Raw genomic sequence first — 10,428 nt, 5'->3', positions numbered from 1 at the left:
ATCTGTTCAAGCTGATCCCCTGATGTAACAAAGCCACTTCTAGTGGCCCAAGCGCAGCGTCCCAAACCTCCGCCTCTGGCGGAGGTTCGTGATTTCCTTGGTGGCGGCAGCCTTCATTTCGTTGGCGGCAATGCTCGCACAAGTTTCCGGACCGACACTTGACGGCAAGACGCACCCGGGCCGCTCGTCGGCTCCGCCCCTGACGCAACGGACCGCATCGAGATCGACAGATGACCGCTCGCGAACACGCCGAAACCCTATGGATCAATCTTCTCGACCTCGGTCCGCAGCGACTTGCCGCCCTGGCCACGGTCGCCGTCACCATGATGGTCCTGATCGCCGGATCGGCCTACTACCTCAGCCGCCCGCAGTATACCGTGCTCTATACCGGCCTTGAGAATGGCGACGCGTCGCGCATCGGCTCGGCGCTGACGGATGCCGGCATTTCCTTCGACGTCAGCGCAGACGGCGCCACGGTCTACGTCACACCGCCCCAGACCTCGCAAGCGCGCATGTTGCTGGCCGAGAAGGGGCTGCCCCGCAGCGCCGCCGCCGGCTACGAGCTGTTCAACGAACTTGGCTCGCTTGGCCTGACCTCCTTCATGCAGGAAGTGACCAGGGTGCGCGCACTCGAAGGCGAGCTTGCCCGCACCATCCAGACGATGAAGGGCGTCAAGGCGGCGCGGGTTCACATCGTGCTGCCCGACCGTGGCTCGTTCCGGCGCGATCAGCAGCCGCCCTCGGCCTCGGTGATCATCCGCACCGACGTCCCCGAGGACGTCAGGATGGCCGAGGCCATCCGCCAGTTGGTTGCCGGAGGCGTACCTGGCCTCGGCGTGGATCACATCACCGTCCTCGATACGGAAGGCACCGTCCTGGCCTCTGGCGAAGACGCGAGCACTCTCCCCGGCAGCAAGACCAATCGCCTGGAACGGACAGTGGCGACCGGCATCGAGGCCAACATCCGGCACGCACTGACGCCCTACCTCGGCTCGGAGAACTTCCAGATCAGCGTTGCCGCCGAGCTCAACACGGACCGAACCCGCACCAACCAGACCCTCTTCGACCCGGAGTCGCGCGTCGAACGTTCCGTCCGCACCGTGCGCGAAAGCGGAAACTCGCAGAACTCCAGTCAGGATGCGCCGACCACCGTCGAGCAGAACCTGCCGGAGGAAACGGTTCAGTCGGCCGACGCCGGCGAGCGCTCCAGCGAGGAGAACCAGCGCCGCGAAGAGCTGACCAACTACGAGATATCGACTACCACCAAGGAGGTGATCAGCGACGGATACCAGGTTAAGTCGCTGTCTGTCGCCCTTATCGTCAACCGCGCGCGCATCGCCCAGTCGCTTGGCGAAAACCCCACCGCCGAACAGGTCGAGGCGAGGGTGACGGAAATGCGCAATCTCGCAGCTTCGGCCGCCGGCCTCAACGAAGGGCGCGGCGACCGCATCCAGGTGACAGCCGTCGACTTCGCCGACAGCTATTCCGACATGCAGCCTGTGCCCCCCTTGACCTTCAAGGACGTGCTGCTGCGCCAGGCTGGCACGGTCGTCAATGCCGTCGTCATTCTCGCGGTCGCCTTGCTCCTCATCTGGTTCGGCCTCAGGCCGGCGATGAATGCCCTGTTGCCGCGTCTCGAGGCAAAAGCGGAGGAGAAGGAAGCAGTCGTCGCGTTGGCCGATACATCCGCCGAGGCGGCCGCAACTGCCCTGCCCGGCGTCGGTCAGGCGGCGCTACCGGCCGGAGAAGCCAACGGCGCCATGCAGCATCTGATCGAGGACATGAATGCCCGCATGCGCAACTCGCCGCTCAAGTTGCTCGAACAGCTGGTTGAGATGGATGAGGAGCAGGCCGCCAGCATCCTCAGGCAGTGGATGGACGAAGAGGAGGCGGCTTGATGTTCCGTTCGGCCATTGACGTGCTCGCCGTCTTCGATCTCGATCGACCCGAGCCACCGCCGGTGGCGCTGGAGGCGGAACCACCGATCGAACCGCTCGGATACTCGGTCGCCGAAGAGATCGAACGCCGTGTGGCCGAAGCGGTCGCAACGGTACGTGCCGAGGAGCGTGCCGATGCCGAGTGGCAGATGACCGAAGCCCTGGCTGAGCAGGCAAGGTCCCTTCGTGCCGAAAATGATGCCGCTCGCAAGGCTTGGGTGGAGGAACAGTCCGATCGGATTGCCGCCGTGATCGACGAGCGGTTTGCCGAACTCGGGAACCGCCTCGGTGTCGCTGCTGCTCGCGCGCTCAGGCCGTTTCTCGTCGAGCGCCTCGTCGACCGGTCGATCGCGGATCTGGCGAGCTGCGTCGAGCGGATCTTGACCGATGGCACGTCCCCGCCGCTGGAGATCACCGGACCGGCCGATCTGCTCGATCGCCTGGCCGAAAAGCTGGGTGGTCACGCCGCCGCCATCTCCTTTCATCCCGGCGATCAGACCGACATCGTCGTGACCGCAGGCGAAACCCTGATCGAGACCCGCCTTCAGGAATGGGTCGCCCGCCTCCTGCACAGTGAAGAGTGAGCGCCATGAGTGCCGAGCCCCCGGAAATCATCTTCGTTCGCCGGTCGCTGCATCGCAGAGCCGATGAGCCTCAGCACGGGGTCTGGAAGATCGCCTATGCCGACTTCATGACGGCGATGATGGCATTCTTCCTGGTCATGTGGCTGATCAATGCCACCGACCAGAAGACGCGCGAGGCGGTCGCCAGCTACTTCAATCCGATCAAGCTTGCCGAGGCGACGGTTGACAAGAAAGGTCTGCGCGACCCGCTTGAAACGGAAAAGGAAGGCATACCGGACGGCAAGGACCAAAGGGCCGCCATGGAAAGCGTCGACGACAGCCTGGAGGGCTACAGCCAGACGCTCGACAGACCGCACGAGCGCAAGCCGCGCTATTCGGAGGCGGCACTGTTCGAAGATCCTTATGCCGTTCTCGCCGCCTTGGTTGCCGGCTCGGAACCCGACCAGTTGGCCGACAACGTCGGTGCCTTTGAAACGCTGGGCCAGTCGGGAGAGCCTGGCCTCAACGGTGGTGATGCCCAGCGCGACCCCTTCGATCCGGTCTACTGGAAAATGTCGCGTACTCCGGCGCCGGGAGATGGTGAGGAGACTGGCGGCACCGACGTCGTCGACGACAAGACCGAGGGAAAGCCGATCCTGTCCCAACTCGCCGCGACAGATCCCGCGCCGGTCGCGGAAGCCGAACTTGAGAACACCCCACCCTTGCCACCTGCCAAGCCGCCGGTCGCCTCCCCCGCGCCGAGCCAGGAGCTCGCCGTCGCGTCCGCAGCGCTCCCCGCACCACCACCGGCCGAGGCAAAAAGCGGCGAGGACAATCAACTAGTCGCCCCGCTCGCTGCACCTGAAGAAACCGCCACGGCAAGCCTCGAGAATACGACCGAGAGTGCGCCCGACAAGCCGGTCGCTGCAACGTCCACCGAGCAGTCCGAGGCTGCCAAGGCCAAGATGGGAGGCGATGCCAAGGCACTCGACCGCGATATTCACACCGCCATCGGCAACATCGGCCCGACGCCGGGTATCGAGGTTACCGCTGCACCGGAAGGCCTCCTTGTGACACTGATGGACGAGCGCAAGTTTGGCATGTTCGCAGTCGGTTCGGCCGAACCCGAGCCTGAACTGATCCGCACCATCGACGCCATCGGCAAGCTGATCGGCGAGCGTCCCGGCAAGATCGTCGTGCGCGGCCATACCGACGCCCGGCCATTCCGAAGCAAGGATTACGACAACTGGCGCCTGTCCACCGCTCGCGCCCATATGGCCTACTACATGCTGGTGCGTGGCGGCGTCCCGGAGACACGCTTCGAGAAGATCGAGGGATATGCCGATCACTGGCTCAAGAACACCGGCGATCCGGAAGCGCCCGAGAACCGCCGCATAGAAATCCTGATCCGGGAGATGCCGACGTGATCCGGCGCATCCTTCTCCTCGTTTCGCTGCTGGTCTCAGGCCCTCACGCCGCCGCCGAAGCACCAGTCGATGGCATACCGCCCTTCGAGATGGTGCGGACGCTGCAAACCATGCAGGCGCAGATCGCTGGCGGCAATGCCACCGCCGTCGCCGCGCAACGCGAACTGCTTTCCGTCATGGAGAAGGCGTTTCTCGCCGCCTCCCCTTCCGTTTGGAGAGACGCGCGAAATGCCCGTGCCGCCGTCACCTACACGCTTTCCGGCGGAAGCCCACGGCTGATGCGGAGCCTCCTCACACTTGATCCGCCGATCGCCATCGATGCCGATCTCGCCACGGGGGCGCTTGCCTATATCGAGAACCGGGAGGACGAAGCCCGCAAGCGTCTGTTGCCGCTGGATGCCCGCAAGCTGCCAATGTCGCTGGGCGGTCAGGTGGCATTGGTGCAGGCCAGCCTCGTCGCCCGAGAGGAACTGCCCCGGGCCATCGGCCTGCTCGACGACGCTCGTCTGCTGATGCCTGGAACCTTGGTGGAAGAAGCAGCCTTGCGGCGCGAGGTGTTTCTCGTCGCGCAGACCGGTAACCTCGATCGCTTCGAGTACCTTTCGCAGCAGTATCTGCGTCGCTTCGGCACGTCGATCTACGCGGAGGATTTCCGTCAGCGCTTTGCGACGGCCATCGCCCGGCTCGGGATTGCCGACGGCGACGACCGGTTTCCCCGTCTGGAGGCAATCCTGAAATCTTCCGATCCGGAAAACCAGCGCGCACTTTTCCTGCAACTTGCCCAGGCGGCCGTGGTGCACGGCAAGCTCGGTACGGCGAGGTCGGCTGCGGCCGATGCGGCGGCGCTCGCCCCCATCGGCGGTCGCGACGCCATGCGCGCCGGCCTCTACGCCGCCGCCGCCTCCATCCTTCCCGGCAAGGACATCGGCGAAGTGCGCAAGCGCCTTTCCGGCCTCAGCCGCCGCCAACTCGGCCGCCGTGATGTCGACCTTCTCGACGCCGCCACAGCGGTTGCCACCGCTGTCGGAGAGGAGCCGACCACGTCCGCGCCACTCGAAGCCGTTTCGGCGGTCGCCGCCGACACCAAGCGCGGCGACACATGGGTGACGGACACCATGCGCGCCGCCGAAGCTGGCCTTTCTACCGCCGATGCCCTGCTTGAAAAGGCGAACAGTCCATGACCAGGATCGAAACGCCGCTTGCCCAGCCAACCCCAGAGAAGCCGGTCGACAAGACCACCGGCAAGGGGGCGCAGAAAGACGGTGACGACCGGCAGACCGCTTTCCGATCACTGCTGAGGCAACTCGGCGGTCAAACGCCCGCCGTGCACGGCAGCGGGGGCAAGAGCACGAAGGAAGTCTCCGGCGACGCCGCACGTCCGCCCTCGCCCACTCGCCATCGGATCTCATCCAAGCAAGACGAGATGGCGGAACCGCCGCCGGATGCCCCTGCAACCGCGACGCCAGCCGAGCCCGTGGCCGGCGGTGAACCGCTGGCCGGCTTGCAGGCCCTGCTCGGCGGCGAACAGCGAGGACAAACTTCCGCGGCCCAGGATCTGGCGACGCTGGTTACCCCGCGCGCCCCGGCGGTGGAAGGAACAGGCTTGCCGCCGGAGAAAGCACCGCCCGCCGCCAATCGCCCCGGCAGGTTGCCAAGCATGACACTGCCATCCAACATGGATCTCAATCTCGATCTCGCCTCCGGCCATTCGACCGGTTCGACGGAGACCGAACAGGCCGATCCATTTGCCGCCTTGTCTTCTCTTCTCGATCGGGAGACCGATGCGGTCGTCGAGTCCGAAGGCGTGGACATCGCCCCAATCAAGATGTCGGTCGTTACGCGCGAAACGCATTTCGAGCCGGTGTCGCGCCTGTCTCCGGTTCAGCAGATCGCCACCGCGATCGGCGACGATCTCGCGGCCCTTGCCGAACCCGTTGGGGGAGAAGCCGTCTCGCGTCCTGCCGAGCCCACCCGTCATTCTTCAGGACCGCTCAAGGTGCTGCACCTCAAGCTCGAACCTGAGGATCTTGGCGCCGTCGTCCTCAAGATGCGGCTTGTCGACAAGTCGCTCGAGCTCGAAGTGGTGGCCTCCCGCCAGGAGACTGCCGATCTTCTTGCCAAGGACAGGGACATGCTGACGCGGGCTTTGCGCGCATCGGGCTACACCGCCGACGTCGTGACCATAACTACCTCCACATCCCCGGACAGCGGCCAGATGACCGGGGACAATCGGTCCGGCGGCCAGGCGCCATCGGGCCATTCCGGCGCACAAGCTGGCGCCAACGGGGACTCGAACAATGCAGCAGGCGGCGGCAATCGGCCGTCGGCTCGTCCGCACCCCATGGAAGGAGCATTCCATGAAGACAGCGGTGATGGCCATTCTGGCGGCGATCTCTACCTTTAGCTCCATCGACCGCGCGCCGGCCGAGGAACTGACCATATGCGAGAGAGAAATGCGGGCGGCGGCCGATGAGTATGGCATTCCGCTTGGCGTGCTTTACGCCGTCGGCATGACCGAAAGTGGCGGTAAGAAAGGACTGCAGCCCCTGGCGATGAACATTGCCGGCAAGCCTTACGTGGCTCCCAGCCTAGCGGAGGGCCTTGCTCGGTTCGAGAAAGAGCGGGCACGCGGCGTCAAGCTCATCGACCTCGGTTGCATGCAGATCAACCACCACTATCATGGCGGGCGCTTCGCCTCGGTGGCCGAGATGTTCGATCCGCACAAGAACGTCCAATATGCCGCGCGTTTCCTCAACGAGCTGCACGCCCGCCATGACACATGGACGATGGCAGTTGCCCGCTATCACGCCGGCCCGAACAACAACCCGGCGCAAAAGCGATATGTCTGTCTTGTTATCGGCAACATGGTGAGAAGCGGGTTCGGGGCATGGACACCCAACTCGGCAGCGTTCTGCGGTCACAAGGCGAGTTGAACGAGGACACTGCAAATGTATGCAAAAATACAGATCTCAAGCCTCGCAGGGCTTGACCGATCTCTTGATCGGCGTATACATAAATCTCAATGTGAATAGAAAATGAACTTCATTGGCAACAGTGCATATTTTTATGGAATTTTTCGATACTTAATAACGCCTTTTATCGTACAAATTCGAATGGTAGCGTTTCCATATACATAAACACATTTCCAGAAGCGCATCAGATACATATAGCAAAACGTTGACCAATATCCACTTCTCAACCTAGCTTATCCCCGACGTTGATCTTTACCACTAGGTCGATTGACGGGGAAAGTGAGCTATGTTCGTCATCATTGATGACCGGAAGATCGTTACTTCCGGTTACGCGTCAGGATTTGAACGAGAAGGGGTTTCCTCGATCGGTTTTCGATCGCCGGAGTTCCGAGACTGGATGGGGGCCGCGCCTGACAGCGACCTTTTAACCATCGAGGGCTTTTTGCTGGGCAGTTGCGAAGATCGTCAGTCGGTGCCGAAAATCATCCGTGAGAGATGCGGCGCTCCTCTGATTGCCTTCAGCGACGTTCCCAGTCTCGAGCAGACGCTGAATCTGTTTGCCGTTGGCGTCGATGACGTCGTTCGGCAGCCGGTCCACGTCCGCGAAATCATCGCTCGGGCCGGCGCCATCCAGCGCCGGACCGGCAGCCAGACCGACGATTGCCGAATCATCGGGTCGATGCGCGTCTTCTTCGACGGGCGCGACCCGGAAGTGAACGGCGAACCCTTCGTTCTGCCGCGCCGCGAGCGCCGAATTCTTGAGTACTTGGTGCGAAACCAGAACAAACGCGTCACCAAGGAAAAGATCTTCGGCTTCGTCTACGGCTTCTGCAACGAAGAGGTCGAAGAGAGCGTTATCGAGAGCCACATCAGCAAGCTTCGCAAGAAGCTGCGGGCACGCCTGGGGTTCGATCCCATCGATTCCAAGCGTTACGTCGGCTACATGCTGGAAAACGGCTGAACCAATCCCGGCGGCGGTCTTCACATGGACCGCCGCCGGTTTATCTATGGCACCTCGTTCCGTAGTAACTTTGTACGGCAGACCTGTGCGCTGGCGACTGGTTCTGGTCCCCAGCGCTGTTACTCGTCGTCCGTCGGGGTGCTGCTGAACGTTCTCGCTACTTTCTCTCAGCGATTATGGTGCATGGCAAAATAACCGCTGGAGCTGCACGCTTTTGGTTGTAATTGTGTCTGGGCCGCTCGCTTAGTGAGTGGACTATCCGTGGGACCGTTTGTCCACGACACCACACACTGACGAGAGGCCTGATGTATCGAGCGCAGTATCTAGCCGTTGTCGCCATCCTTGCCATGTCGAGTGTTTCGCATGCCGCCTCCTCGTCGTGTCCTTCCAGATACTCCGACGAGCAGACCAACCTGATCAAGCATCTGGCGGCGGTCGGAGCGGCGGGGGAGTTTTGCCCGAACCTCGAGAGGAACCTGGAGCCGTTTCTTGGTTACCTTGCCCTTGCTTGGAACGGGTTCAGGCCAAGTGAAATGGAGTGCGACCTGTGGGGCAAAGTTTACGACGATGCCGAGAAGCAGGCAGGCCTTCAAATTGCGGCCAACGGACTGAAGCCATTCTGCGAGACGTCCATACGCCTGTACGGCCCGAAGGGATCCTTGGTGCAAGGCGGTCTCACGTTCGATGCCGGCGCTCCTTGACCATTGGCATCATACAAGCTTGGCGCGCCCGAGAGTCGGCTTACTTTTCCGCCCAGATATCCAGACGTTCGACTGCTGCGCGGGTTTCGGCTTCCCGAGCCGGCAACAGATCTGCCATTCGCTCGCGATAGGCGGCAAGGATCGCCGCCGGTGCCCGATCCGGGTGACCGGCGTCGAAAGGCGGCGCAGGCGCATACTCAAGTCCGAGCTGGACCATCTGGGCCACGTCCGCGCCGGCAATCTCGGCCAGCACAACAAGGGCGAAGTCGATGCCTGCCGTCACGCCCCCGCCGGTGATCAGGTTCCCATCGCGGACAACGCGCGCCTCATCGGGCACTGCGCCATATAGCGGCAGCAAGTGACGCCATGCCCAATGACAGGCTGCGCGCCGGCCGTTCAGGAGGCCCGCCGCGCCGAGGATGAGAGATCCGGTACAAACCGACGTGACGTAGCGAGCGCTCAGCGCCAAGCGTCTGACATTCCCCACAAAGGCGTCATCCAGTGCGACGGTCGTGGCGTTGGCGCCTCCGGGTACGCAGATCAGATCGCAGGCTGCGATATCCTCAAGTCGCCGGGTCGACGCGAAAATCAGCCCCTCACTTGGCACGTCTCCGCCAGCGGCACTGGCAACGACCACCTCGCTGCGTGGCAGGCGCGAGAGAAACTGATGTGGCCCGGTAAAATCGAGATGTGTCATGCCGGGGTAGATGGCGAAGACGATCCGAAACGGCGATGTGGTCACGGGTAACTCCCCCTCTTTTCGACTTGCTCCATCATGCCCAAGCGAGCAGTCTGCCAAAATGACAAGGATCCCTCGTTTTCAGCCATGACCAGAAACATCGGCATCTTTCTCTACAAGGACTTCCAGATTCTCGATGCGTCCGGGCCGATCACCGCGTTCGAGATCGCCGAGCGAATGAAGCCGGAAGCCTATCGATTGACGCTCCTGTCGATCATGGGTGGGCTGGTGGAGAGTTCGTCCGGCGCCGCGATGAGCAGTGTGCCCGTGGCCGATGCCGCGCCCTTGGATACATTGATCATCTCCGGCGGCAACGGCAGCCGAGATGCGATGCGTTGCCCCGAAACGATCGCTTTCTTGCGCGCTTGCGCTCCCAATGTTCGTCGGATGTGCAGTGTCTGCTCCGGCGCCTTTCCGTTGGCCGCGGCAGGACTGCTCGACGGAAAGCGCGTGACGACCCACTGGCGTCGGGCCGAACAGCTTCAGCAGCTCTTTCCATCGGTTCGCGTCGAGATCGACCGCATTCATATCCGCGACGGCAACATATGGACATCGGCTGGGATCAGCGCCGGCATCGATCTCGCCCTTGCATTGATCGCCGATGATTTGGGCGAAAAGCTCGCTCGGCGGGTGGCACAGGAAATGGTCGTCTATTACCGCCGTCCGGGCGGTCAATCTCAGTTTTCCGCACTCGCCGACCTGGGTGACGGCGACACTCGCTTCTCTCCCCTGCTCGACTGGATGCGAGCCAATCTTGCGGAGAGGTTGACAGTGGAACAGCTCGCCGAACACATGGCGATGAGCCCGCGCAACTTCTCCCGGGCTTTCCTGAGCATCGTTGGAACCAGCCCCGCCAAGGCGGTCGAACGTCTCAGGCTGGAGGCGGCGCGCGAACGGGTCGAAAGCTCGAGCCAACCGATCGAACAGATCGCGATGGCCGTTGGGTTTCGCGATCCGGAACGGATGCGACGGGCATTCCTGAGACGCTTCGGTCAGCCACCCCAGGCGCTCAGGCGATCCCAAGGTTAGCCCGGATTCCGTTTGACATTATAGGGGTGTCTTGCTGCCGGGCTCACGCCTGCGCAACCTCGCGACGCACAAACCCACAGCGTGTCGCGATTGTTCAAG

Annotated in this window: 10 protein-coding genes; 9 read left to right on the top strand and 1 reads right to left on the bottom strand. The window is 62.8% G+C overall.

Translation table 11 applies throughout. The features are described from left to right. Positions 1-230 precede the first annotated feature (230 nt). The 8 genes from fliF to M4J40_RS22290 all read left to right on the top strand — a co-directional run bounded on the left by fliF (position 231) and on the right by M4J40_RS22290 (position 8,561). Complete coding sequence (gene fliF, locus M4J40_RS22325; RefSeq protein ID WP_251756607.1) at positions 231-1,898, top strand: flagellar basal-body MS-ring/collar protein FliF; 1,668 nt, start codon at positions 231-233, stop codon at positions 1,896-1,898. Further along, entirely contained in the window at positions 1,898-2,521 is a 624-nt protein-coding gene (locus M4J40_RS22320) for a hypothetical protein (protein ID WP_251756606.1), read from the top strand. The genes fliF and M4J40_RS22320 overlap by 1 nt, the downstream gene beginning before the upstream one ends. Positions 2,522-2,526: 5 nt before the next feature. Further along, entirely contained in the window at positions 2,527-3,927 is a 1,401-nt protein-coding gene (locus M4J40_RS22315; RefSeq protein WP_251756605.1) for a MotB family protein, read from the top strand. Then, the gene (locus M4J40_RS22310; protein WP_251756604.1) at positions 3,924-5,108 is read left to right on the top strand and encodes a chemotaxis protein; all 1,185 of its coding nucleotides are present in this window, start codon (positions 3,924-3,926) and stop codon (positions 5,106-5,108) included. Before M4J40_RS22315 ends, M4J40_RS22310 begins: the two co-directional genes overlap by 4 nt. After that, positions 5,105-6,331: a flagellar hook-length control protein FliK gene (locus tag M4J40_RS22305; RefSeq protein ID WP_251756603.1), complete on the top strand. Its 1,227-nt coding sequence runs from the start codon at positions 5,105-5,107 to the stop codon at positions 6,329-6,331. The genes M4J40_RS22310 and M4J40_RS22305 overlap by 4 nt, the downstream gene beginning before the upstream one ends. Further along, positions 6,285-6,860 (top strand): transglycosylase SLT domain-containing protein, encoded by a 576-nt coding sequence (locus M4J40_RS22300; RefSeq protein ID WP_251756602.1) that lies wholly within the window; start codon positions 6,285-6,287, stop codon positions 6,858-6,860. Before M4J40_RS22305 ends, M4J40_RS22300 begins: the two co-directional genes overlap by 47 nt. A 325-nt stretch (positions 6,861-7,185) precedes the next feature. Further along, the gene (locus tag M4J40_RS22295) at positions 7,186-7,860 is read left to right on the top strand and encodes a response regulator transcription factor (protein WP_251756601.1); all 675 of its coding nucleotides are present in this window, start codon (positions 7,186-7,188) and stop codon (positions 7,858-7,860) included. A 305-nt stretch (positions 7,861-8,165) separates the two neighbouring features. Beyond that, positions 8,166-8,561 (top strand): hypothetical protein, encoded by a 396-nt coding sequence (locus tag M4J40_RS22290; protein ID WP_251756600.1) that lies wholly within the window; start codon positions 8,166-8,168, stop codon positions 8,559-8,561. Positions 8,562-8,601: 40 nt separating this feature from the next. Here the strand turns inward: M4J40_RS22290 and M4J40_RS22285 are convergent, their stop codons facing one another. Further along, positions 8,602-9,303 carry a DJ-1/PfpI family protein gene (locus M4J40_RS22285; RefSeq protein WP_251756599.1) on the bottom strand — a complete coding sequence of 234 codons (702 nt, stop codon included), beginning with the start codon at positions 9,301-9,303 and terminating at the stop codon, positions 8,602-8,604. A gap of 84 nt (positions 9,304-9,387) precedes the next feature. On the opposite strand from M4J40_RS22285, the gene M4J40_RS22280 reads away from it, so the two are divergent. Continuing rightward, entirely contained in the window at positions 9,388-10,329 is a 942-nt protein-coding gene (locus M4J40_RS22280) for a GlxA family transcriptional regulator (RefSeq protein WP_251756598.1), read from the top strand. The last annotated feature ends 99 nt before the right edge of the window (positions 10,330-10,428 follow it).

The sequence above is a fragment of the Pleomorphomonas sp. JP5 genome (assembly GCF_023721815.1).
GTDB lineage: Bacteria > Pseudomonadota > Alphaproteobacteria > Rhizobiales > Pleomorphomonadaceae > Pleomorphomonas.
This window is presented reverse-complemented; position numbering and strand designations above follow the sequence as displayed.